Annotated in this window: 28 protein-coding genes and 1 pseudogene; 20 read left to right on the top strand and 9 right to left on the bottom strand. The window is 55.5% G+C overall.

Features of this window, described 5'->3' with window-relative positions; genetic code table 11:
• The first annotated feature begins 54 nt into the window (after nt 1-54).
• The 3 genes from ORD17_RS08680 to ORD17_RS13480 all read left to right on the top strand — a co-directional run bounded on the left by ORD17_RS08680 (nt 55) and on the right by ORD17_RS13480 (nt 2,011).
• On the top strand, nt 55-552 hold the full coding sequence (locus ORD17_RS08680; RefSeq protein WP_308387986.1) for a MarR family transcriptional regulator: 498 nt from the start codon (nt 55-57) through the stop codon (nt 550-552).
• Between the two features lie 117 nt (nt 553-669).
• The gene (locus ORD17_RS08675; RefSeq protein WP_308387984.1) at nt 670-1,041 is read left to right on the top strand and encodes a TlpA disulfide reductase family protein; all 372 of its coding nucleotides are present in this window, start codon (nt 670-672) and stop codon (nt 1,039-1,041) included.
• Nucleotides 1,042-1,531: 490 nt separating this feature from the next.
• Nucleotides 1,532-2,011, top strand: a complete 480-nt coding sequence (locus tag ORD17_RS13480; protein WP_374693366.1) for a hypothetical protein — start codon at nt 1,532-1,534, stop codon at nt 2,009-2,011.
• Nucleotides 2,012-2,251: 240 nt separating this feature from the next.
• Here ORD17_RS13480 and ORD17_RS08670 read toward each other — a convergent pair whose 3' ends face one another.
• Nucleotides 2,252-3,601, bottom strand: a complete 1,350-nt coding sequence (locus ORD17_RS08670; RefSeq protein ID WP_308387983.1) for an ISNCY family transposase — start codon at nt 3,599-3,601, stop codon at nt 2,252-2,254.
• A gap of 338 nt (nt 3,602-3,939) precedes the next feature.
• On the opposite strand from ORD17_RS08670, the gene ORD17_RS08665 reads away from it, so the two are divergent.
• Entirely contained in the window at nt 3,940-4,134 is a 195-nt protein-coding gene (locus tag ORD17_RS08665) for a DUF2892 domain-containing protein (RefSeq protein ID WP_308387981.1), read from the top strand.
• 1,165 nt (nt 4,135-5,299) lie between these two features.
• Here ORD17_RS08665 and ORD17_RS08660 read toward each other — a convergent pair.
• The gene (locus ORD17_RS08660; protein WP_308387979.1) at nt 5,300-5,626 is read right to left on the bottom strand and encodes a hypothetical protein; all 327 of its coding nucleotides are present in this window, start codon (nt 5,624-5,626) and stop codon (nt 5,300-5,302) included.
• Here ORD17_RS08660 and ORD17_RS08655 point away from each other — a divergent pair.
• A complete protein-coding gene (locus ORD17_RS08655; RefSeq protein WP_308387978.1) occupies nt 5,615-6,109 on the top strand; it encodes a DsrE family protein in 495 nt (164 codons plus the stop codon). The two genes, ORD17_RS08660 and ORD17_RS08655, sit on opposite strands and share 12 nt — an antisense overlap.
• Before the next feature lie 90 nt (nt 6,110-6,199).
• Here the strand turns inward: ORD17_RS08655 and ORD17_RS08650 are convergent, their stop codons facing one another.
• A complete protein-coding gene (locus ORD17_RS08650) occupies nt 6,200-6,679 on the bottom strand; it encodes a DUF302 domain-containing protein (protein ID WP_308387977.1) in 480 nt (159 codons plus the stop codon).
• A 242-nt stretch (nt 6,680-6,921) separates the two neighbouring features.
• Between ORD17_RS08650 and ORD17_RS08645 the strand changes: the two genes are divergently transcribed.
• The 11 genes from ORD17_RS08645 to ORD17_RS08595 all read left to right on the top strand — a co-directional run bounded on the left by ORD17_RS08645 (nt 6,922) and on the right by ORD17_RS08595 (nt 16,662).
• Nucleotides 6,922-8,226 (top strand): porin, encoded by a 1,305-nt coding sequence (locus ORD17_RS08645; protein WP_374693408.1) that lies wholly within the window; start codon nt 6,922-6,924, stop codon nt 8,224-8,226.
• 19 nt (nt 8,227-8,245) lie between these two features.
• A complete protein-coding gene (locus ORD17_RS08640) occupies nt 8,246-8,746 on the top strand; it encodes a DsrE family protein (protein ID WP_308387975.1) in 501 nt (166 codons plus the stop codon).
• A 313-nt stretch (nt 8,747-9,059) separates the two neighbouring features.
• The gene (locus ORD17_RS08635; protein WP_308387602.1) at nt 9,060-9,359 is read left to right on the top strand and encodes a hypothetical protein; all 300 of its coding nucleotides are present in this window, start codon (nt 9,060-9,062) and stop codon (nt 9,357-9,359) included.
• 1 nt (nt 9,360) lies between these two features.
• A complete protein-coding gene (gene tnpB, locus ORD17_RS08630; RefSeq protein WP_308387601.1) occupies nt 9,361-9,726 on the top strand; it encodes an IS66 family insertion sequence element accessory protein TnpB in 366 nt (121 codons plus the stop codon).
• Nucleotides 9,727-9,741: 15 nt separating this feature from the next.
• Complete coding sequence (locus tag ORD17_RS08625; RefSeq protein ID WP_308387974.1) at nt 9,742-11,337, top strand: IS66 family transposase; 1,596 nt, start codon at nt 9,742-9,744, stop codon at nt 11,335-11,337.
• Entirely contained in the window at nt 11,271-11,834 is a 564-nt protein-coding gene (locus ORD17_RS08620; protein ID WP_308390083.1) for a transposase, read from the top strand. Before ORD17_RS08625 ends, ORD17_RS08620 begins: the two co-directional genes overlap by 67 nt.
• 673 nt (nt 11,835-12,507) lie before the next feature.
• Entirely contained in the window at nt 12,508-13,857 is a 1,350-nt protein-coding gene (locus tag ORD17_RS08615) for an ISNCY family transposase (protein ID WP_308387973.1), read from the top strand.
• Nucleotides 13,858-13,948: 91 nt separating this feature from the next.
• Nucleotides 13,949-14,686: an MBL fold metallo-hydrolase gene (locus ORD17_RS08610; protein WP_308387972.1), complete on the top strand. Its 738-nt coding sequence runs from the start codon at nt 13,949-13,951 to the stop codon at nt 14,684-14,686.
• Nucleotides 14,683-15,039, top strand: coding sequence for a metalloregulator ArsR/SmtB family transcription factor (locus ORD17_RS08605; RefSeq protein ID WP_308387970.1), 357 nt, complete (start codon nt 14,683-14,685; stop codon nt 15,037-15,039). The genes ORD17_RS08610 and ORD17_RS08605 overlap by 4 nt, the downstream gene beginning before the upstream one ends.
• On the top strand, nt 15,039-16,310 hold the full coding sequence (locus tag ORD17_RS08600; RefSeq protein ID WP_308387969.1) for an MFS transporter: 1,272 nt from the start codon (nt 15,039-15,041) through the stop codon (nt 16,308-16,310). Before ORD17_RS08605 ends, ORD17_RS08600 begins: the two co-directional genes overlap by 1 nt.
• Before the next feature lie 13 nt (nt 16,311-16,323).
• Complete coding sequence (locus ORD17_RS08595) at nt 16,324-16,662, top strand: DsrE family protein (RefSeq protein ID WP_308387968.1); 339 nt, start codon at nt 16,324-16,326, stop codon at nt 16,660-16,662.
• Between the two features lie 130 nt (nt 16,663-16,792).
• On the opposite strand, the gene ORD17_RS08590 is transcribed toward ORD17_RS08595, so the two are convergent.
• Together ORD17_RS08590 and ORD17_RS08585 are read right to left on the bottom strand one after the other, a co-directional pair.
• Nucleotides 16,793-17,212: a DUF2784 domain-containing protein gene (locus tag ORD17_RS08590; RefSeq protein WP_308387967.1), complete on the bottom strand. Its 420-nt coding sequence runs from the start codon at nt 17,210-17,212 to the stop codon at nt 16,793-16,795.
• 27 nt (nt 17,213-17,239) lie between these two features.
• Entirely contained in the window at nt 17,240-17,449 is a 210-nt protein-coding gene (locus ORD17_RS08585; protein ID WP_308387966.1) for a hypothetical protein, read from the bottom strand.
• Between the two features lie 622 nt (nt 17,450-18,071).
• Here ORD17_RS08585 and ORD17_RS08580 point away from each other — a divergent pair.
• A pseudogene (locus ORD17_RS08580) lies at nt 18,072-19,059 on the top strand (transposase); the annotation flags it as partial.
• Nucleotides 19,060-19,150: 91 nt separating this feature from the next.
• Here the strand turns inward: ORD17_RS08580 and ORD17_RS08575 are convergent.
• Together ORD17_RS08575 and ORD17_RS08570 are read right to left on the bottom strand one after the other, a co-directional pair.
• Entirely contained in the window at nt 19,151-19,399 is a 249-nt protein-coding gene (locus ORD17_RS08575; RefSeq protein WP_308387965.1) for a helix-turn-helix domain-containing protein, read from the bottom strand.
• Between the two features lie 35 nt (nt 19,400-19,434).
• Nucleotides 19,435-19,836: a cyclic nucleotide-binding domain-containing protein gene (locus tag ORD17_RS08570; RefSeq protein WP_308387963.1), complete on the bottom strand. Its 402-nt coding sequence runs from the start codon at nt 19,834-19,836 to the stop codon at nt 19,435-19,437.
• A gap of 143 nt (nt 19,837-19,979) precedes the next feature.
• On the opposite strand from ORD17_RS08570, the gene ORD17_RS08565 reads away from it, so the two are divergent.
• The 3 genes from ORD17_RS08565 to ORD17_RS08555 all read left to right on the top strand — a co-directional run bounded on the left by ORD17_RS08565 (nt 19,980) and on the right by ORD17_RS08555 (nt 22,615).
• Nucleotides 19,980-20,444: a globin domain-containing protein gene (locus ORD17_RS08565; RefSeq protein ID WP_308387962.1), complete on the top strand. Its 465-nt coding sequence runs from the start codon at nt 19,980-19,982 to the stop codon at nt 20,442-20,444.
• A gap of 66 nt (nt 20,445-20,510) precedes the next feature.
• Nucleotides 20,511-21,497 carry a 2Fe-2S iron-sulfur cluster-binding protein gene (locus tag ORD17_RS08560; RefSeq protein ID WP_308387960.1) on the top strand — a complete coding sequence of 329 codons (987 nt, stop codon included), beginning with the start codon at nt 20,511-20,513 and terminating at the stop codon, nt 21,495-21,497.
• Nucleotides 21,498-21,688: 191 nt separating this feature from the next.
• Entirely contained in the window at nt 21,689-22,615 is a 927-nt protein-coding gene (locus ORD17_RS08555) for a base excision DNA repair protein (RefSeq protein WP_308387959.1), read from the top strand.
• 13 nt (nt 22,616-22,628) lie between these two features.
• On the opposite strand, the gene ORD17_RS08550 is transcribed toward ORD17_RS08555, so the two are convergent.
• Nucleotides 22,629-22,994, bottom strand: a complete 366-nt coding sequence (locus ORD17_RS08550) for a hypothetical protein (RefSeq protein ID WP_308387958.1) — start codon at nt 22,992-22,994, stop codon at nt 22,629-22,631.
• A gap of 3 nt (nt 22,995-22,997) precedes the next feature.
• On the bottom strand, nt 22,998-23,519 hold the full coding sequence (locus ORD17_RS08545) for a hemerythrin domain-containing protein (protein ID WP_308387957.1): 522 nt from the start codon (nt 23,517-23,519) through the stop codon (nt 22,998-23,000).
• Between the last annotated feature and the right edge of the window lies 1 nt (nt 23,520).

The raw sequence follows: 23,520 nt of genomic DNA, 5'->3' as shown, positions 1-23,520 counted from the left end.
GCAGAAAGTACCACTACTCGGCGATTCCTTAACCAGCCAAATAGGAGAGTTGCAATGGATACCGAAACAACAGAAGGGCAAACATCCGGCGATCAGGGAACCGGTGGTTCTCCGAAATCAGGAGGGGGCAATCCCATGGAGATGGGTATGGGCATGATGAAAAAAATGATGGGAGAAGGTGGTAGCCCCATGGCAATGATGCAGAAGATGATGGGCCAAAAGGGAGAATCTACGGAAGGCGGCAATCCCATGCAGCAGATGATGGGAACGTGCATGGCGATGTGCTCGGAAATGCTGGAAACCATGCACCGCACGACTTCCCTTGCGGCCTATGCCCAACCAGAACTGCACCAACTCTTCGAGGAGTGGCTTGCAACCCGGGAGGATGAAGTTCTCGAGCTGGTCGAGCAAGGCGGTAGTCAAGACCCTGAAACCTTGGCCGAGGCACTTTCCTTGCGCCCAGCAAGTGTGACGGCATTACTGGCACATTTGCAGAACCAGGGGAAGATTCATCTCCACGCAGAGGCAGTTAGAGCATCTAAAGGGGGATAAAGTAAGTCCGCCATGAGATGGGAACGGGGTAGTGGCTATCTGCTTGTGATAGATAGCCATCGTGGATGCTTGTTGGACCGGCTCTACCGTTTTTTGCGGCGCTGAGCGAGGCAGGCAATGCTGGCATTTCTAAAAACCAGACGTTTTTGGCTGGAGTCTGCGATCTGGATCGCACTACTTATTGCGGTCTATCTGTTTACGCAGTGGCGTGGCAGTGCCGCAGACATGTCGGTGCCGCAACAATTGCCGGGTTTGTCCGTCCAGCGTCTGCGCGGCGGGGGCGTCGTAGAACTGCCAGTGGTGCCGAAGAAAATGGAGCTGATCAATTTTTGGGCACCCGACTGCCCGGCGTGTTTGGCAGAGACCCCGGCATTGGTCCAACTCCAGCATTGGTTCGGCGGGAGAGACTTCGCTATCATCGGCATTGCCGTGAATGGTAGCACACCCAGCGCCGTGCGTGCGTGGATGCGGGAGCTGGGAATCAACTAACCGGAGTCTCTGGCTGGCGGACAGGGCGCGACTCGGAATTTGGGCGGAGTTGTGCTCACACCTACAAGCTTGCTGGTCAATGAAGAGGGTCGAATTGTTAGACGTTATGTGGGCGCCATAGCCCTTCCCGTCATCATTGGGAAGTTGTTATGGACCTGGATATGAGGGAAGGCAGCAGTTGAACAGGCTGGTCTTTCGCCATTACGCGCCGGCGCGATGGCGCAGGGGATAGCCCCTTGGCGCCATGCCCGCCAGACTCTGTCATTCTGGGTGTGCCTCCCACCTTTTCAGGATGGCGCTCGATGATGCCTTGACTGGCGTGCTGGCCATGTTGATCCGGACGCCCACACTTTCTGGCTTGCGAATGTAACTGTTTCTTTCGCAGCAGGTTGTTGGGGCTTATATCAATTTAGGCAGGAGCTGTCGCCGAATCATTTTCTGGAACTTTGTACTAGCATTAAGGAACGACATATCAGGAAAGGAGAGTGACATGATTCCATATTCTCGCGCCTTTGCCTTCACGATGTTTGTTTCTGGGATGCTTTTCTCGCTAGGAGCAGAGGCAACTCCATCGCCCGTTCCGGTGCAGCTGCATAAGGCCAAAGTCGCCGGGCGTACGACGGAGGTGCTCGCAGGTACGAATGGAAAAACCCTATATTACTTCACGCACGATACACGAGGCGTAGCCACGTGCTCTGGCTCCTGTGCCAGTCTTTGGCCCCCATTACTTTCAAGAGCTCAGGTCGCAAGGCATGTGACGGGGATCCCTGGCGTTTTCTCATCGGTGAAAGGACCAAATGGACTGCAAGTAGATTATAACGGCCATCCTCTCTACTACTACGCACCGGATACAAGGGCGGGCGAGGCGTTGGGAAACGGGCTCTTTGGTGGCACGTGGTGGGCAGCAACGCCGAAATTGGCGTACTATGCTAACAATGAAACTGTTCCGCCGGCTCATAGCAGCTGGTAACGGCTAGTGGTTTACGCTGGCCTCACCACGGGGCCGCCTGCTACACAGTTTGATCACTTTGTGCTAATATTCTAAAGTTTATGCCAATTTTTATTGGCCCCAGCTCTATTGAATTCTATAAATTTTTGACTGGTTGTTCCCAGTCTTGGGCAAAAAGAACTGTCAGGAGGGCTATAGCTGCCATCCTCCAGCCTTGCACTGGCCACTCGGTTGATGACATTGATCCTCGGGGAAGGAGTGTCAAGGCAAAGTAGAAATGTCCGGTTCTGGGCAAAATAGAGATGTCCGGTTGAGGGGAGATGTTTTGTCGTCCGTGGGAGGGGTTGCGAAGGCGCGTCGCCAAGGGTGATCGGGACCGGGCCGCCCTTTCTCTTTGGGCTGGCGTGTCTTGAGGATGGCATCCACCCGTGCATTGAGGGTCTTGTCATCGACGGCTGTGAAGACGTCCTGGGCGGGATCGAATACCTTGTAGGGCAGGATTTCTTGACCGGCAAGCAGTTCCACCCGCCCGTCGCCATACTCGACCACCGTGATTCTCTTCCCCCGCAGGGCATAACGGGGTGCGCCGTTCGTTTGCACGATGTAGCGTTGCCGTCGGAAAGACAGCACCAGGTCTTTGGACAGGGTGCGGGTGTGTTGGATGGCACAAATGCGGGCGAGTTCGCTGGCCTCGCCTTCATAGGACTGGTGGGCATCTGCCGGATCAAGCGGCGCGACGGCGAAGCGGGCATTGTGCTCGGGCAAATAACCCGTCAGGAAGACATTGGCGGCTTCGATATCGGCAATGTCCGCAAGACGCATGGCTTTGACGAGGCGATCCTGCAGGGTCTGGAAGAGCCGCTCCACCCGCCCCTTGGCCTGTGGGGTCAAAGCCTGGATCGTCTCCATGCCCAGGCTGGCTGTGGCACGTTGGAACTGGGTGGGCTTGCCATCTTCCGGATCGTGCTTGGTAAAAATGCCATGCCGGTCGCTGTAGAGCGCCGCCGGGCAGCCGTAGGTCGTCACGTAAGCCTTGAGCACATCTAGGTAGGCCTGTGTGCTCTCCACCGGCACGAAGCGGGCAAACGTCACCTGGCTGGTGGCGTCGTCGATGAAGGCGATCAGGCAACAGCGCGGCCCCCGACCTTCAAACCAGTCATGGGGGCTGCCATCGATCTGGATCAGCTCACCGCGCCGCACCCGGCGGGGCCTCGGCGGATGCAGACGGAGTGAGCGCTTTTGTCTGGCCTTCCATAAGCCTGCCTCGACCATCCAGCCGCGCAACGTCTCCTTGGAGACCCGCAAGCCTTCCCCACGCAAATACTCCACCGCCAACGTCGGACCAAAGTCCGCGTAGCGCTCTGGCACCCGCGCTAGGATCGTTTCCTTGACCGCCGGCGCAAGGCGCCGATTGGAGGGCTTCCCCCGTCGCCGACTGATGAGCCCTGCCGCACCCTCGCACTCATAGCGCCTCATCAGTCTTCTGACCTGCCGATCCGTCAGCCCCAACCTCATCGCCGCCTGCTTCTGATCAAGATCCCCAGCGAGTACCCGCTCAAGCACCTTCAGCCGTTCCAGCTCTCGCTCGTTCATCTCGATCCGCTTCTCCATCCAAGTCTCCACTTCCAAACTCTGAAACGGACATTTCTATCTTGCCGAGAGCGGACATTACTAATTTGCTTCTACAATCCTCGGGGAAGGAGTAGACAAGGAAGAAGTGCTGGAGCAAGCTCCTTAGCTAGGGAAGCTCCTCTCCTTCAGAGGACCAAGCCTTGGAACTAGCGGCTCAAGAGGGGCGCAGTAATGGTTCCTTTGAGAGGTCATTGAAGAAGAAGCGGTCGGTGATGGGGGAGTTTTTCCTAGCCAGTAAAAACCGGACACTGTGGCCAACACGAATTGCTTCACCGCTGACCACAATCAAAGCCTGCTTAGCGACGGGAGGACCGAAAATGACTATCAATGAAGGCAGTGTGGATCGCGGCATTCGCGTGGTTGTTGGCATCATTCTTGTGGCTCTGGTCTTCGTGGGTCCCAAAACTCCTTGGGGCTGGATTGGCTTGCTGCCCTTGGTTACGGGGATTGTGGGCATCTGCCCGGCCTACAGTCTTTTGGGCATCAAAACTTGTCCGATGAAGGAAAAGTAGCACAGCACGGTCTCAACTCCTCGTTGATCGACGAAGGTAGCGGATGCGCCCCTCAGTAGCTCTTCTTTCTTTTCTTCGTCCCTACGCTACAGCGTGGTCTACACTTTGGCAAAGAGGTGGTCTAATGACGAGCAAGGTCTGTAGTAACAGAAAGCCATTGACGATTCGTGTTCTAGGCACGGTGGCTGCCGGAAACCCTGCCGTGGGCGCAGGTGTTGGAGCTGCGATACCACACATTGAAAACGGGCTCAATGGGAATTGAACATTAGCCTGAAGCTAAATAGGCCTATGAGACGATCATGAGAACTAGCGCGTTTTTTGTGGCTGCTGGAGTTGGGCTGTTGTTGTCTGGCTGCACATATCAACCCTATGGTGGTTATTACCAGAGCGGTTATGGTTATTATCCTCAGCCTTACGAAGGTGAAATTTATCTCAGCAGTGATTGGCCCCAACAGTACGGGTACTTTCAGGTGCCTTCCAACTATGGCAGCTACTATAGCCAGCCCCTCTACGCTCAGTACATCATGTGGTACTACTACCCCCAAACGTATTACCAGTACTACCCATCCCCACCACCCCCTTTACCTCCGGGTGCTCCACCTCCTCCCAGGCCACCCTATGGGGCGTCACCTCCACCGCCTCCAGGAAACTTTTTCCATTACATGGGGGTAAGGCAACCACCTCCAGCGCCTCCAGGGGCTCCGAGACCTCTACCTCCTGGACCTCCAGGACATTTTCAACCGAGAGGGCCTCAGTTTCAGCAACAGGGGCCTCAGCCCCAAATGCCAGGCCATTATGGTCCCCAGAACTTCCAACATGGCCCTGCAGGTGGCCCTCCGCAGCCCATGAACGGCGGACCGAGGTATGATCATCCAGGCGGACCAAAGTTCCAGCACCAGGGCCCGCCGCAGAGAGGGCCGCAAGGCTTCCAAGGACAGCCACAACAACCCTATCAAAGAGGTGGGCCAGGCCCGCAGCACGGCGGAGGGCCACAACAGGGGCCGAATAGAGGTCCGCAGAACCACCAACAACCGGGAGGGCCTGGGCCGAGAGGCGGTCCCGGAGGACCACCTTGAGAAATCTAACGTTGATTATTACTCCTAGTCTCGGGGCAGGAGAATGGCCATGCAGCCACGTAGAGTATTTCTGACTACAGCTGGCACGCTTATCTTTGCCGGGCTGGTGGCCACAGTGCCAATAGCACAAGCTGACGTTTCCGTGGGGCTTGCAGTTCCTGGGCTGAGCGTGCAGGTGGGACCACCCGCGTATTATGCGCCTCCTCCGGTGTACTACGCTCCTCCTCCACCCGTCGTTTACTATGCCCCGCCTCCTGTGGCGTACTACGCGCCGCCTCCAGTAGCTTATGGTCCCCCTCCGTGGCCGCGAAGAGGGCCACCACCTTGGGCTCACGGAGGATGGCAGGGCTATTGGCATGGTGGTGGCAGATGGAATGGTGGATGGCATCACTAAGAGGTGAATCATGAAACGTCATTTTTTCGTATTTCTTGCGGTGATATCACTGGGTATCTTTTTTTCCTGTGCAGAGGCCGCTCCATTGACCGACGCTCAGGCCCTATCTGGCTTGCACACGGCAAAGGCCGTGTTTCTGGTGAATGTCAAAAACCCCAACGCGGTTGAACACTTGGTGAAGGTCATTGGGCTGACACGCCATCAACTTTTGGCACAAAAGGTCACGCCACATTTCATCGTGGTGTTCATTGGTCCTGATGTGGCATTCCTGACCAAAGACCGCCGGGGTATCCCCTGTACCGAAGAACGGGCTGTGGCGGGCATCCAGCACGAGATTGATAAGCTCACCACACAAGGCATTCAGTTTCAGGCCTGTGGCGTTGCCCTGCATGGCATGGATGTGCATCCCTCCATGGTGATACCTGCGGTTCATCCGGTGGAAAGCGGCTTCATCTCCGTGATTGCCTATCAGGAAAAGGGGTACGCGTTGGTACCAGTATACTGAGCAGTTGAAGCTATGACTGACCAGCTCTGGCAGTTGCTTGGCGCCAGAAATTCTAACCTGGCGCCAAGCATACGGCCCTGCTCCTAGCGATTATTTGGCTCCGGGGATGCTTTTGAGGGCAGATACAACCGCCGTATCAATCTGCTTTGCCGTTTCGTTAGCCGGTGTGTTTTGAGTATATGCAGTACGTTCTGGATACACGATGGTTGTTGATCCATCCTTGCCGTAGACCGTCAGGTCTAACGGGCAAACAGATGCAGACTTCCAATGACTGTTTAGTAACCGACTAAAGAATATTGGATTACAAAAAACGAAAGCCTGGACATCCGTGAATTTTCCTCGGTTCAGGTCGGGCAGATGAAGTACTTTCTCCTTTGCCTCAATCCGCTTCAAAATATCGAGGTGCAAGACCACCTTGAAGTGGTGAGTGGCGAGCGCTTGTGCAACCTCAGGGGCTACCCTGCTAATCGGAGCAGGAACCGTTTCCACATAGAAATTGGCGGCGCTGGCCGAGGATGCTAGGAATAATGCACCTAGAATGCTGGTAACACCCCTTGCAAAATTGTTCACTTGAATACCTCCAATATTTCAGTATATTAGAAAACACACATACGCCATAGTTCCTAGAGGGACACCAGTATCGCTCACCAAGGTGCGATTCGGCGCAAAAATGATTGGCAGAGTCCCAAAAATCTAATGGCACAGATAATGCTTCCACATCGCCCCAACAAACACAAGTCCAAAGGGGTGATATGATGGGGTTTCCTGCACCAAGCAAACGTCGGCTTTATCTTTTATTAGCTATAGGGTCAATGGCGGTTTATGCCGGCCCTGCATCCGCTGCAAACTGGTTCAAGCTGCAAGACACGAATACGAAAAATGTTCCACTGATCTCGGGATTTATCGAGCCCAGCGTTTTTGCCATGGCAGGCACCTCGGCAGAAATCTACAACCCAGCACTGAAACGCTATATTTCGGCTGTGCCTCATGATAATTTGGTTGGGCCTAATTTTTCTCAGAGTACCACCGGCATTATTCAAAGGGCCCGTCTGATGATCCGTGGATGGATCAATCCTCATATCTCCTATTTTTTCGCGGGTGAATTTGGCAATAACGCAGCCACCAATGTTCGAGGTCAATACCTTCCTCAGCTGCAGGACGGCCATTTTACCTTCAGTGGTTACATCCCGTGGGTGCGGGTAGAAGCGGGAATTATTCGTGCACCCAGCGCTGAAGATGCCATGAATGGATACATGAGCTACAACTACGTCGTCTTTCCCACCGTCATCAATCAGTTGATGTTGCAACCCCTTTATGCCGCGCGACCTTCCACACCTTACGCAGCGGGCCCAAGCGGTTCCGTGCTCGTGCCATCTACAGAAGCTCTTGGTGCCAATGCATTCCGGTATCCGGGCGTTCAATTTTTTGACTGGAAGACCTGGGGCCACTGGCAATTCGCTTATGGAGCCATGATAGGGATGTATGGCAGTGTGTCTGCAGGGAACCTATCTAACAGTCCTCTCTACGCAGCGCGCGTGCAGGGCTCCTATATTTTTGGCGGGCACGGGCCCTTCCGAAGCGATCTCACCGCCTGGGCCTGGTATCAAAATGCGCAACCGGACTACCTTGGACATTCCTACACTATGCAGAGAGAAGGCGCGGGCTTCCAATACCTGCAGGGCTATATGAAACCTTGGGGACGACGCCTCAAGTTTGAGTACATGCGAGGGAATGGCTGGATCTCTGCCCCCGCAGCCTTCAGTCAACAGTTTGGCTTGCAACCAGCACTATACAACGATCAACTCTACCCAAATATCAACAATTCGGCATACGGCTACTATGTAGAGGGTGGCTTGTTCCTCACCAAACGTATTGAAGCAGATGTTCGTTATGATTACTACAACCGGCTCCCCAATCTAGCATCCGTTGGCCAGGAACGAATCTTTAAGACTTGGGCACTAGCCTTGCAGTACCACTTTACGCCGATCACTAAGCTGATGGCAGGATACTATTTCCGTACTCTCCAAGCCCCCGGGGTAGCAGCAAATAGCCCAGGTGCGGCAGTGAGTGCGGCAACAGACAATGAGTTTGCCCTGCAGGCCATGATCAGTTTCTGAGACGAGGAGACCAGTACAGATGCAGTCTTTATTGAAAAACATCGTAAAATATGCTTCTTTTGGATTGGTGGTTTTGACAGTTGGCATGGCGTCTGCCTTTGCCAATGTGTCTATGCTCAATGATTTTCATTTTGATCATCCAGCTTTTATTCACGACCATCCATTTGCGAATCGAAAATTAGTGGTGCAAGTAAGTCAGGATAACCCGGCACGCTGGGATCTTGTACTGAATACCAGCCAAAACATCCTGAACTACTTCGGGCAAGAAAAGGTACAAGTGGTGATTGTGGCTTTTGGTCCAGGATTGAAATTTCTTCTAGCCAATAGCCCAATGAAGCAGAGGATTGCTGCGTTGAATTCCGAGGGAGTTGAGTTCGATGCCTGCCACAATACCATGCTGCAATTCAAAAAGAAGCTTGGGCACATGCCGAAACTAGTTCCTTCTGCCGTAATCGTACCCGCGGGAATTGTGAGAATCATGCAGCTAGAATCGCATGGATTCAATTATGTAAAGCCGTAGTTCTGGTCTTCTGGTGGCGGGAGCTACTTTAAAAATGAAAATATCAACTAAAAGATTTTCACTTGTTGATTCCCTCTAACACAGATTCCAGGTCAAAGGGATTGTATGTTCCATGATGAATTACAACTTTCCCAGAACTGTCTTTGTAAATTTCTGCGGGAACAACGGTATATCCAGTAGTTCGCAGTAGAATCATGTCCCGATGGAGAATGATCTTTGTTTGTGGGTAAGCGATCGCTCCGCGGCGTTCTTTCGTTGAGGGTATTGTGTTGCCAGCATGATGGCTCCTTGGGACGCTTGGAGAAGTAAGATCATGCGCAGCTCGGAAGAAAAGACGCGGTATTGGCAGGAGATGGTGACGGCACAAGAGACCAGCGGGCTGTCAACGCCGCAGTTTTGCCAAGGGCAGGGTCTGGTTCTTTCGCAATTTTACTACTGGCGGCAGCGGCTGCGGGGTGGGGCCAGCCAAAAGACGGCGGCATCTTCCAGCGTTGCCCCCTTGCCCGAGTTCCTGAAGCTGGGATTGCCAAGCGAGCGGGAGACAGGGATTTCTTCCTTGGAGATTCGTCTGGACTTGGGCGCCGGCTGCACCCTTACCATTCGCCGCGGCTGAGATGTTTTTTCCCGAGGGGCGCATCCGGGTCTTCGTCTGCCGGGTACCGGTAGACATGCGCAAGTCTTTTGACGGGCTGTCGGCTTTGGTGCGGCAGTTCCTGGGGCAGGATCCCTTGTCTGGGCACTGTTTCGTCTTCGTGAACCGCCGCGCCACGCAGATGAAGGTGATCTACTGGGATCGCACAGGGTATTGCCTCTGGGCCAAGCGCCTGGAGCGCGGCCAATTCTGGAGCTGGCAGCGACCTCCAGCGGGGGAGTTGGATTGGACCGGTTTGAAACTCCTGCTCGAGGGCCTCGAAGTGGCCAAAACACGCCGTCGCTATCAGCGCCAAGTCCCCGAAAAACTGGCGGAAACTGGGAGTTAGCGCTATGATTCTGCAATGGAAACAGAGACTTCCTCGCTCCCACGCAACTACCCCGAAGCCCTCGCCGCTTGGCAATTGCAGGTGCTCCTCAACCAGTCCCTGCGGGAAGAATTTCAGGCACAGATCCAAGGTCTTCAAGCCCAGCTGGATTGGTTTCGCCGCCAGCTCTTCGGACCCAAGAGCGAGCGCCGTCTTCCGCCTCCTCCCATAGAGCAGCTCAGTCTCGGCGAGATCTTCGAGGCGCAGGAAAAACAGCCGGTTCCTACCCGTACCGTCGCTGCCCATACCCGCACGGTGGCCAAGCGCCCCGAGGAGAAGGCAGAGAGCCTGCCCTTCTTCGACGAATCGCGCCTGCCGGTCGAAACCATCGTGCTGCCGGCTCCCGAGACCCAGGGGCTGGACCCTTCGGCCTATGAGATCATCGACACCAAGATCAGCTATCGCTTGGCCCAAGAGCCCGCCAGCTATGTAGTTCTCAAATACGAGCGGCCCGTAGTGAAACTGCGCGACTCCGGAAAGATCACCCAGGCCCCGGCGCCTGCCGCGGTCTTGGAGGGTGGTCGGGCTGACGTCAGTCTCCTGGCGGGAATCCTGATCGACAAATTCCTCTACCATCTGCCCTTGTATCGGCAACATCAGCGCATGACCCAGCAGGGGCTGCGGGTGAGCCGCTCCTGGCTCACGGACTTGGTGCAACGCTCCATCTTCCTGCTTGCACCGATTTATGCGGCGCAGTTCGAGAGCATTCGCCAATCGCGGGTGCTGACCATGGATGAAACCCCCATCAAGGCCGGATTGTCAGGGAAGGGCAAGATGCACCGAGGGTATTTCTGGCCCGTCTTTGGCGATGCCCAGGAGATCTGCTTTCCCTATGCCGCCACCCGGGGCACGGTCCACATCGAAGAGCTACTCGGCAAGCTGCCGCCGGGCACCGTACTCCTGAGCGATGGCTATGCCGCCTATGCCCGGTTCCAGAAAGAGAACGAAGGGCTAGTCCATGCCCAGTGCTGGGCGCATAGCCGCAGAGAATTCGTCAAGGCCGAGGCCCATGAGCCCGAGCGGGTGGCCGAAGCCCTCCGGCAGATCCGGGAGTTCTATCGCATCGAGGAAGAAATCCAGGAGAAACAACTCACCGGGCAGGCCAAGCGGGAATACCGCAGACGACATACCCTGCCGCTGGTGACAGCCTTCTTCCACTGGGTAGAGCAACAGCTCCAGGACATCGCCCTGCTACCGAGCAACCTCTTCACCAAGGCCTTGGCCTATGTCCATGGCCGCAAAGGTCCGCTCCAAGTCTTTCTGGAAGATCCCGACGTACCCATAGACAGCAACCACATCGAACGACAGATCCGACCGATTCCCCTGGGCCGGAAGAACTGGCTCTTTTGCTGGACCGAGTTGGGCGCCGAGTATCTCGGGATCATCCAGAGCCTGCTCAGTACCTGCCGGCTTCAGGGGGTGGACCCGTACGACTACCTCGTCGATGTCCTGCAACGGGTGGCCACCCACCCCGCCAAGGACGTGGCGCAGCTCACCCCAAGACTCTGGAAAGAGCACTTCGCCGCCAACCCCCTGCGTTCTCCGCTGTATCACGTCCGCAAGCCCGCATAAAGAACGCCGCGGGGAGACCGGTTACGGCCAAGCGGGAATACCGCAGACGACATACCCTGCCGCTGGTGACAGCCTTCTTCCACTGGGTAGAGCAACAGCTCCAGGACATCGCCCTGCTACCGAGCAACCTCTTCACCAAGGCCTTGGCCTATGTCCATAGCCGCAAAGGTCCGCTCCAAGTCTTTCTGGAAGATCCCGACGTACCCATAGACAGCAACCACATCGAACGACAGATCCGACCGATTCCCCTGGGCCGGAAGAACTGGCTCTTTTGCTGGACCGAGTTGGGCGCCGAGTATCTCGGGATCATCCAGAGCCTGCTCAGTACCTGCCGGCTTCAGGGGGTGGACCCGTACGACTACCTCGTCGATGTCCTGCAACGGGTGGCCACCCACCCCGCCAAGGACGTGGCGCAGCTCACCCCAAGACTCTGGAAAGAGCACTTCGCCGCCAACCCCCTGCGTTCTCCGCTGTATCACGTCCGCAAGCCCGCATAAAGAACGCCGCGGGGAGACCGGTTACGTTTGTGGCGATATTACGGCTTTCGGCACGCCACCAAAATGTTTCATGGAGAAGTCTTTTTCATTCTTTAGAATTGCTGCGGGGGGTTCTTTCGCCTGAAGTATGAACGCTGCCTTACCTGCACTGCTGGGGGCTAAATACCCAACAACAATGTAACGTATCTGCAAGCTCATCTCTCCGACAAGTGGTTGTAGCTGTGAAATGAGGGCGTGACAGTAGGGTCAATTGGGATCAAAAATAACATAGAGAACTCGCGAGCCATTCCCCTGTTTGATCCAATGGCTTTGGCCTAAATGTGGCCATAGCTCTTTGTTATTTGTTCTTTTTTGCACAGTAGTCGCGTGCGAACCATGACGTAACACTCTTGCTGGAGCAGTTCCTTTGCCTGTGATCGTGATTTTGGTGGACCCAAAAATTGGTGCCACTGGCATTGGGTACAGTGGCATTTTGGTAAGCTATACCTGAATGCTGTCGCTTTCTCCGCGTTTCATGACCGGTCCATGAAAATTCGCCAGAATTACATTACTGGTTAGGTGTCGATAAGTCACGTCCCACCGCTCCCTCTGACCGGTTGTAGAAGCAAATTAGTAATGTCCGCTCTCGGCAAGATAGAAATGTCCGTTTCAGAGTTTGGAAGTGGAGACTTGGATGGAGAAGCGGATCGAGATGAACGAGCGAGAGCTGGAACGGCTGAAGGTGCTTGAGCGGGTACTCGCTGGGGATCTTGATCAGAAGCAGGCGGCGATGAGGTTGGGGCTGACGGATCGGCAGGTCAGAAGACTGATGAGGCGCTATGAGTGCGAGGGTGCGGCAGGGCTCATCAGTCGGCGACGGGGGAAGCCCTCCAATCGGCGCCTTGCGCCGGCAGTCCAGGAAACGATCCTAGCGCGGGTGCAAGAGCGCTATGCGGACTTTGGTCCGACCTTGGCGGTGGAGTATTTGCGTGGGGAAGGCTTGCGGGTCTCCAAGGAGACGTTGCGCGGCTGGATGGTCGAGGCAGGCTTATGGAAGGCCAGACAAAAACGCTCACTCCGTCTACACCCGCCGAGGCCCCGCCGGGTGCGGCGCGGTGAGCTGGTCCAGATCGATGGCAGCCCCCATGACTGGTTCGAAGGTCGGGGGCCGCGCTGTTGCCTGATCGCCTTCATCGACGACGCCACCAGCCAGGTGATGTTTGCCCGCTTCGTGCCGGTGGAGAGCACACAGGCCTACCTAGATGTGCTCAAGGCTTACGTGACAACCTACGGCTGCCCGGTGGCGCTCTACAGTGACCGGCATGGCATTTTTACCAAGCACAACCCAGAAGATGGCAAGCCCACCCAGTTCCAACGTGCCACAGCCAGTCTGGGCATTGAGACGATCCAGGCTTTGACCCCACAGGCCAAGGGGCGGGTGGAGCGGCTCTTCCAGACCCTGCAGGATCGTCTCGTCAAAGCCATGCGTCTTGCGGACATTGCCGATATCGAAGCCGCCAATGTCTTCCTGACGGGTTATCTGCCCGAGCACAATGCCCGCTTCGCCGTCGCGCCGCTTGATCCGGCAGATGCCCACCAATCCTATGAAGGCGAGGCCAGCGAACTCGCCCGCATTTGTGCCATCCAACACCCCCGCACCCTATCCAAAGATCTAGTGCTGTCTTTCCGACGGCAACGCTACATCGTGCAAACGAACGGCGCGCCCCGTTATGCCCTGCGGGGGAAGAGAATTACGGTGGTCGAGTATGGCGACGGGCGGGTGGAGCTGCTTGCCGGTCAAGAAATCCTGCCCTACAAGGTATTCGATCCCGCCCAGGACGTCTTTACAGCCGTCGATGACAAGACCCTCAATGCACGGGTGGATGCCATCCTCACGACACGCCAGCTCAAAGAGAAATGGCGTCCCGGTCCTGATCACCCTTGGCGACGCGCCTTCGCAACCCCTGCCCCGGGCGACAAAACATCTCCCCTCAACCGGACATCTCTATTTTGCCCAGAACCGGACATTTCTACTTTGCCTTGACAGCTCCCTCTGACCGGTTTGACAACGAAGCCATTCTTCACTAGCTTTGATTGCAAGATTTCTTAACTTCAGAATCAGTTGGAGGTGCTTCATGTTTTTCAAGCAGCGCAGCAGCGCCGATGGTACGTTGTCTTACTTTTACGGCTGTGGCGGCAAAGGCTTTGCCGTAGCGGTAGATGTGGTGGCCGGGGATGAGCCCTGGTTTGTGGAAGAAGCCCAAAAGGCGGCCGTTCGCATCCGCTATGTCATCGATACCCATATCCACGCGGACCACCTGTCTGGCGGTCGAGTGCTGGCCGATCAGGTGGATGCGCCCTATTGCATGCACGAAAGCGACGCGACGCGGGTAGGGTTTCCTATTCAGGGGCTTAAAGATGGGGAGATTTTGGAAACCGGGAACGTGGTTACCCAAGTTTTGCATACCCCTGGCCATACCCTCGATAGCCTCTGTCTCTTGGTCAGTGACCGGCGAAGAAGCGCTGATCCCTGGTTTGCCCTCACTGGAGATACCCTCTTCGTCGGTGGGGTGGGCCGACCCGATCTCGGGGGAACAGCGGAGGACATGGCCAGTCAACTGTATGAGAGCCTGCACCAAAAATTGCTCACGCTACCTGATGACCTGGAGATCTTCCCTGGTCATGCGGCGGGAAGTGTCTGCGGCGCTGGCCTGTCCGGGAAACCTTCCTCCACCATCGGTTTTGAAAAACGCTGGGATCCCTACCTCAGCATGGATCGAGCCACATTCATCCGTTCCCTCACTGCGGACATTCCCGCGAAACCTGCAGACATGGCGCGTATCGTCGCCATCAACCTGGGGCAAGCAGCATGAGCAGCGATACCGTGCGCTATGCGCTGTTTTCTGAAGTATTCGCGGCGCTGGCACACCCCAAGCGCCTGGAGATGATCCACTATTTGGGGGAGGGACAAAAAAGCGCTGGCGAGATCGCAGAACTGACTAAGTTGTCCAAGGCCAACGTCTCTCAGCATCTGAGCGTCCTCAAGGCGCGAGGCTTGGTCCATTGCGATAAATGCGGGACATTCTGCCACTACCGATTGACGAGCCCAAAAGTGCTCGAAACCTGTGAAATCGTACGCGAACTCATCCTCGATCAAATGCAGACCACGAGCCAACTGCAGGAGGCACTGAGTACGGTGGTGCCTTTGCGCAAGGGGGAAAAGTAATGGCCACCTCGCCTCTGACGAGGAAAATTTATACCCGAGGGATTGGTATCAATCGTAGCCAGTTTTTGCTGCAGACAGTCCAGGTATTTTTTGTTGGCCTGATCATCGGCATGGAGCGGAATGTCCTTCCGGCCATGAGTCATCGCTTTGGCATCGATAGCCACGCATTTCTCTTCTTGGCCTCTTTTGTGATTTCCTTCGGCTTGGTCAAAGGGGCCTTAAATTTTATGGCAGGGGGGCTCTCCGATCGCGTTGGCCGCAAGAAAGTGCTACTGCTTGGTTGGATTGCAGGCATCCCGATTCCTCTGCTGATCTTCTTTGCCCCCAACTGGTGGTGGATCATTGCTGCCAACGTGTTCTTGGGCATCAACCAAGCCTTCACCTGGACCATGACCGTGACGAGCCAGATCGATCTGGCGAATAACCGCCAACGAGGCCTTGCCGTCGGCATCAATGAGGCAGTGGGCTATATTGCGGTGGGTCTCGCCGGACTGGGTACGGGATATCTGGCCGTGCTCTATGGTCCCCGCTGGGCCTTGCTAGGCTTTGGCCTCGCGGTCATTGCATTGGCGCTTCTTCTGCTTCTGCGCGTACAGGATACCATTCATTGGGTGCATGCCGAGCATGCCCAGAACCAACAAGCTGCCGGAACGGTGACGACCGCGCCGCAAGCTGGCACTTGGGCGACCTTTCTTCGTGTTTCCTTTGGCGATGCCACGTATCGAGCTCTTTGCCAGGGAGGGGTGACGAACAAAATTGCCGATACCTTGGTCTGGGTATTGTTTCCCGTCTTTTTCCACTTCCATGGACTCGGTGTCATTCGAATCGGTTGGATCACCGGGGTGTATGCCATGGTTTGGGGGCTCTGTCAGTTCTGGACTGGACATCTGGCGGACCGTATTGGTCGCAGGCCGCCGGTGTTGCTGGGCTTTGCCCTGCTTGCTGCAGGCCTTGCTGGCACCGCACTCGTCGACCACTTCCCGGCATGGATGGCAACCGCTGCACTCATGGGGCTGGGCATGGCTCTGCTCTATCCGAACCTGATCGCGGCCATGTCCGATGTCGCCCCGCCGCTTGAGCGGGGCAAAATCCTCGGTACCTACCGCTACTGGCGGGATACCGGCTACGCCATCGGCGGCCTCCTGCTCGGCCTGGTTGCACAATGGAGTGACAAAATCTTGCCCGCTATCTGGTTGACCGCTGCTATCGTCGCCTTGTCCGGCGTTTGGATTGCCCTCGCGGTACAAGAAACTCATCCCCGCACTGCGTAAACTGGAGAGCAGCATGACGACTGCATTGATTATCCTGCATGCCGGACCTGATCCGGAGAATCCTCGTGCCGACACAGCGGTGCGCCTTGCCGGTGCCATGCTGGCAGACAACAAAGAGGTCCGACTCTTCCTCGCCGGTCAAGGGGTTCTGCTGCTGCAAGGACTAGACAGCGCCGCCGACAGTACCCACTCCTTATTGCGAGAATTGCTGGACTTGGGGCTGCAAGTGCAATGCTGCGGAACCTCATTGGCAGCACAGGGAGTGGATTTGTTATCCCCAGAGATCCAGAAAGGCTCTATGAGGGGGCTCTCTGCCTGGATCAGCGCTGCTGATGAGGTCGTCTGTTTTTGAAGTACCGCCTGAGGGCCGCTAATTCATTCGTCATCACGAAGCGGACTGCGATGAGGACCTTTAGTCAACTTTTTCAAAGCGGAATCCGCTACTCAGCACTTTCGCGTTGTATTGGCTGTGAGTTTCCAGACTATCTTGCAGATGTATTCTTTCTCCAGTATGGAGGCACTTTCCACCAAAGGATAACTACGTATATCCACACAAGCACATATAGCGTCGTAAAAAATGCCATTGGCAAATTCCAAAAGAAAAAGTGGTTCACCCAGGTTTGGATCAGCGGCGCTCGGAATCCTTCTCGTCCCGCTTGTTCCTGTAGCTGACTCTGCCAAATCGTCAAAAAACATGCCCTTCCCATTACTGCCTGGATTGCTACGACGAACAAGAAAAGAAGGTGCAGAGACCGCCACCATAAAATTCTGACCCACCGCCAACCATACCAGGCCCCCAATGGTATCGCCACCAGGCCAAAGATGTTGAACAGGATGATCAGAACATGCACGACCAGAATGCTGTCGGCAAGGTAGAGATCTGTAAGGAGTTTACCGACCATGTTTTTGCTTTCAATCCAGCTAGGATCTCAGAGCAGATGCCCGAGCCACATGACCAGACTAAACACCTCGGCAGCAGCACCAAGAAGCAAGATGAGGAGCACGTGCCATAAATCGTCAATGAGGCGACGGAAATCTAGTAGAAAGGTGATGATTTGCGCAAAGTCGTCCATTGCCGATAGGAATAGCAGAGCGACAACGATAACAGGGATAAGAATGACTGCCAGTAGCCAAATCATGCGATTTTTCCGATGGAGCCAGTGGTTGGAACTGATAAGACGCGCAATTGACCAGCCACACTAAACAAACGACCAAGGCGTGAAGGTTGGGCGCGCTGTCTACTCCTCATCGCGCCACCCAGTCGCCGGGATTGAATCATCACGTCCTGTTTGCTGCGAGGCTGATGCTTGCGCCTCCACCACCACAGCCAATCGAATCCCACATAGCAAGAATGCCAAGCTCAACTGAAACAACGCTGAGAGCACCAACGACACTCTTACCAGGCCCAGAAACAGCAATACGCCCACACTACGAACCTACAAAGGGCGATGGACACCCTTGCTTCGAAACCTCTCCCCTCGTTAAGCCTAGCAGACAATCCCAGGGCATGAGTACAGTGTGGGCACCTTGCGTGCACCTTTGGATACTGGCCGTGCTGACCTATGATTCGTGGTGTTTGTAATTGCCCCTGTAAGGCACGCTGCTCCACGATTTAGTCCGACCAAGCTCTAGGGCCGCCAGTTCTGGTTATCAACTGAACGGCTGCTTTTGGTCAATTGTGTTGAAAAACCCCAGTTGTGGTGGCCCTCCTTGACAGGTTGCTGTATAATCAACCAATTGTTTTCAATGGAGATTGTCGACATGATGGGTCAGAGAAAGGTGGCACAAAAGCCGTTGTTCTATGCCTTTCACCTCGACAACCACATTCCTCAGAATCATCTGCTGCGTGCAATCGACCAAGTCCTCGATCTCAGCGATCTCCGTCAGCATCTTGGAGGTTATTACAGCCAAACGGGGCGTCCCTCGGTGGACCCAGAACTGATGATCCGCATGCTCATCATTGGATATTGCTACGGTATCCGCTCGGAGCGACGTCTATGTGAGGAGGTTCATCTGAACCTTGCTTATCGCTGGTTCTGCCGACTGGGTCTGGAAGATGCGGTCCCAGAACATTCCACTTTTTCCAAAAATCGTCATGGGCGGTTCCGGGAAAGCGGCGCATTCCGTTGGGTCTTCGACAAAGTAGTTCGTCGTTGTATGGCCTCGGGTCTGGTCCGAGGGGAAGGGTTTGCCGTCGATGCGAGCCTCATCGCCGCCGACGCGAGCGCCCAGCACAGTACCTCAGGCGAGGAAATCATGGATTGGGGAACGGCGTCTGCAGACTACTCCCGCGCGGTGCGCGAGTATCTTGCGGCGTTGGAGGAAGCCACTCCCATCGAGGCTCAGCCTAAGCGCATTTCTCTCACCGATCCCCAGTCTCGCTGGATTGCGATGCGCGGAAATCCCGCGATTTTTGCCTACTCTACCAACTACCTCATTGATACAGCCCATGGAGTTATTCTTGACGTCGAGGCGACTCCTGCCTATCGCAGCGCTGAGGTGGCATCTACCCGCCTGATGATCGAGCGCGTCGAGGAGCGGTTTGCGATAACGCCCCAACGTCTGCTCGGCGACACGGCGTATGGTGCGGCGCCTATGCTAGCGTGGCTGGTAGAGGAGAAACAGATTGAGCCACAGCTGTAAGAGCCGCGGTACTTGCCCAGCCAAAGCACAATGCTGCCCGAATACACCAATGCGCAAAATTGCGCGCAGTATGCACGAGAACGCACGCGATGTTGCTCTGAAAATAGAGAGTTTTTCAACACAATTCAGCGGAAGTGGTCGTTCATATTTTCGAAGAAGCACAAATTCCGACCGAAGACAAAGTGGTCAATTACCTCCTATCTTAACCCTGCCTCCAGAAGTTTACGGCGGTCTAAGACCGTGATGGTTTTATCTCGCATATCGATAGCTCCAGCTTCTTTCAGCCTGCGCAGAACACGGGAGAGGGTTTCGGGAGTAACTCCCAATCGCGCAGCAACACTGACTTTTTTTGCTGGCAGCTGGAATTGTCCGGTTTCTTCCGATGCATCCGATAATTCCAGCAAATAATTGCATATTCTTGTATCGGCAGACTCGATGCTGCGCATGCGAATCTCTTTGACCAGAAAATGTAGCCGCATGCTCAATTGACCAAGGATGCGTCGCATGAGACGCGGGTCGCCCTCAAGAATACCGACAAATGGCAAAAAAGGGATTTGTAACACTCTGGTTTTACCCTGGCATCTGGCCGTGACCGGGTATCTTCCCCCATGAACGCTACAGCTTCCGCAAAGAGGTCGCCCGCTTGCATGATCTCGACCACCTTCTCCTTGCCCTCAGCGCTCGTACTCAGCAACTCGACAACTCCGGCATCCAAAAAGTAAAACTGCTCTGCCGGATCCTTTTCGATGAACAGCAAATCTCCGTTCTCGCACGCATGGAGCCGACATTCGCCGAGCAACGTCTCCAACTGGGACGGCGACCAGACTGCAAAAAGCGGCTGCTGTCGCAGTCGGGCAGCATAGGGCAAAAGGTCTTCCGTCATGCTGCCGCTCCCGACACCCGGCACCTACCTCGGGGCAGCTGCAGATATGCCGAAAAATCTTGACCAAGATCAAGGAAGCCATCGCCCCGAAGCCAGATACTCACAGTCGCCAATTGGGCAAGATGCATTCAGGAGACTCCAAAATGACCATCAACATCGATTTGATCAAGCAAAGCGGCAAGGCCGCACAGGATTTGGGAGTGCAGGTTGCGCAGCACTTTTACGATACCATGTTCAGCCATTATCCCGAAGTCCGGAAGATGTTCCCAGGGGATATGAGCGAGCAGCGGGTGCGACTCTTCAACTCGGTGATTCTGATCGCCAGCAATATCGATAACACGGAGATGCTGGTTCCTTATCTGAAAGAACTGGGGATCGGCCATATAAAATACGATACTCGGCCAGAACACTATCCCATCGTAGGGAAAAGCCTGTTGCTGACCCTGAAGCATTTTCTGGGGCCGGCCTGGACTCAGGAAATGGCGGAGTCGTGGATCGAGGCCTACAACCTGGCGGCAAGCATCTGTATTCAGGCCGCCGCCGAAGCGATGGCACCGGAACGCTATGTTCCTCTCGTTCTCGACGACGTACCTCCTGCAGTTGCCTGAAATCTTGCGGTCGCCAACTCGCTTGGCGACCGCACTTTTGATGATCCCTGGAAGGTAGGACAGCACATGATCGAACACGAAATAGTCCTCGAGCCCTCCGGAACTCGTTTCCGGGTCCGAGAAGACCAAAGCATCGTCGAGGCCGCACTGGAGCAGGGAATCGCCATTCATCACGGTTGCGGCAATGGTTCCTGCGGCGATTGCAAAGGAACGATTCTGGAGGGAGAAATCACCCAGCTTCCTTTCATGCCTTTATTATTGACGCCGGAAGAGCGCGCATCCGGAAAAGCGATTTTATGTAAAGCGCAGCCACGCAGCTCCTTACGCATCGCAGCAAAAATAGATACTGCAGAGCAATGGCAGGGACGAGTCGAGAGTCTTTGTCTGTTGGGGGAAACCGTCATGGAACTCATAATCCAATGCGATCGCCCCTATCCCTACCGGGCAGGACAATACGCGAGATTGAAGATTCCGGGAGAAACGAATGCTTGGCGTTCCTACTCCATGGCAAATGCGCCGCGCGAGGATCAACGGCTGCACTTCCATATCCGCAAGGTACCGGGCGGAAAATTCTCCGAGTGGCTCTTTACCCGCGCCCAGATCGGCGATGAAATTGTCCTCTCCGGCGCGCAAGGAGATTTTTACTTACGGACGGAGAATGAACGACCATTACTCTGCATTGCCGCCGGGACCGGCCTCGCTCCTATCGAAGCCATTCTCGAGGAAAGCCGCAAACTCGGCTGGAGACGGTCAATATCGCTGTATTTCGGGGTGCGCAATCGGCGCGATCTCTACCACTTGGATGTGCTCGAAGAATTGCGACAGGAGCGGAGCGAACTGCGTTTTTCGGTATCCTGTTCCGATCCGGAACTTCTGCGCTGGTCGGGTCCCCGGCGTCTTTTGCCGGCGGTGGCTGCGGAAGGCCATTGGCAAGAACATGAAGTTTATCTCTGCGGCAGCCCGGGGATGGTGGAAGCCGCCACGGATCTCTTGCTCTCCCACGGAGTCCCTCATGAACAGATCCACTTCGACAGCTTCAGCCCCAGCGCCTGACCTGGCCCGCGCGCGAAGCAGAACCCTGGCGCTTCAGGCATCAGTAGTCGCAGGACTTCCGTCAGAGCTTCGTGCCCACCGTCTTCAAAGGGTTGTCGATGACCGCAATGGAAATTGGCCTTATGATTGAGCGCGGAGATTCGTTTCCTTGATCAACGCGGAGCCTGAAAACATAACCAATGTGACAGCCGATGACGGATTTCTCTCTGCCAGCACCCGCAGCTTTTCGCCTCGACCTGACGGTATGGGCCTTGCGTCGTCAGGAGCGCAACCAAATGGATCTGTGGGAGGAAAACAGTTACCGACGTTGCTTTACCTACCAGGACAAACCTTTGTCCATTCAGCTTCGGCAGCAGGGAGAGGGAATAACACCTGTGCTGGTGGGGAGAATTCTTGCCGGTCCCGATAGCCCAGAAGCCATCGAATGGTTGCGCAATCAATTGGCCTGGATGCTGGGTTTTGATCAAGACCTCCGGCAGTTTTATCAACATGCCTTGCAGGATCCCGTGTTGGGGCCAGTTGCGATTCGCTATGAAGGATTCCGGCCACCGCGCTTTGCCTCTCTCTTCGAAGGGCTCGTAAACGCCATTGCCTGCCAACAGGTGAGTTTGCTGGTGGGCATCACTCTGCTCAACCGTCTGTGCCGACTATGCGATAGCAAAGCTCCAGAAGGACCCGTAGCCTTCCCAAGTCCACAACAAATTCTCCTGCAAGAGCCGGCTGCGCTGCGGACATTGGGCTTCAGCCGCCAGAAGATCCGGGCGATTTTTCAGGTTGCCGAACGGGCAGCCGCTGGTGAATTGGACGAAAGGGAATGGCGTGGCCTGCCGTTGGAAAACATCCAGGGACGACTGTTGAACATTCCTGGCATCGGCCGGTGGTCGGCAGAATATGTGCTGTTGCGCGCGCTGGGGCGCCTGGAGATCTTCCCTGCCGATGACGTAGGCGCGCGTAAGGGCTTGCTTGCCTGGCTGGGTGAGGACAGCGCCCAGGCAGGCTATGCCGAGATTCTGCAGCGGGTGCGCCGCTGGCATCCCTATGAGGGATTGCTATATCTGCTCATGCTGCTACGACGACTGGATCGAGAGGGGCATTTTGCGAACGACTCGTCCTTCTAGTAGCGCGGGCGGTCTACTCGCTTTCTAGCAACTGTAGCTCGAGCAGTTGTTGTCGGCGGTCGATTCGGATCAACAATCGTGCTGTTTCCTGCAGTTCGTTCTCCGGATCTGGGTCCCCAGGGCAGGCGCAGCCCGGGATTGCACTGCGATAGAGCACTTGCAGCTGGAGCGTGAAGGCGTCTGCGTCCTCCCATCGGCGCAGCTCAAGAAAATGCAGGTCGTCCAGCAAAGCGACACTCCCTTGCGTAAGCGCCTGTTGCAGAGCTGCGAACAAGAGATCGCCAGCCAACAATTCCTTCGTCAATCGGGGATAAAATTCGCCGGTTCCCCATGCTTCCAGGAGATCCGAACTCACCAGCATGTGCCGACCTGCCTCCAAGAGTCACTCCTCTGCCGAGCGACGTGCCGCCATGGCGGCTCCCAGATCGGCGGCAGTCTGCGGATCCAGGAGCCGCTCCGCCAGGGGATAAATATCGTCATTTTCGATCTGTACATGGCGACGGCTCAAGGAAACGAAGGGCTCCCAGCGTAAATTGGAGTATCTTCGGGTTGCGACGAGTTGACGCAAGTCCGTGGCAAGATCGTGCCAGGTCTTTTCCAGTTGTCGATGTTCCTTGCTCAGCTCGTGCAAGACTTCCTGCACATCCTTTGCACAGGCAGGCTGTGACCGCAGCCAAGGAAACAGTTGTTGCTCTTCATCGGCGTGATGTGCTGGCCCTGCCTCGTCAAAGTACCGCAAGATTCTGGTCGCCGCTTCGACCGCCTGCACGTCGACACCAACGGAAGCCAGATGTGCAGGAATTCGTTCCAACGTATCACAATGGCGCAGAATACGTTGGTGGCAAGCACGTAGCAGCGCGAGAGGTTCGCGAAAAGAAGGGGCACTTTCGCCAAGTTCCAGCATG

It is taken from the genome of Acidithiobacillus sp. AMEEHan (genome assembly GCF_030996345.1).
Lineage (GTDB): Bacteria > Pseudomonadota > Gammaproteobacteria > Acidithiobacillales > Acidithiobacillaceae > Igneacidithiobacillus.
The sequence above is the reverse complement of the archived record's forward strand: the minus strand, read 5'-3'. Positions and strand labels throughout refer to the sequence as shown.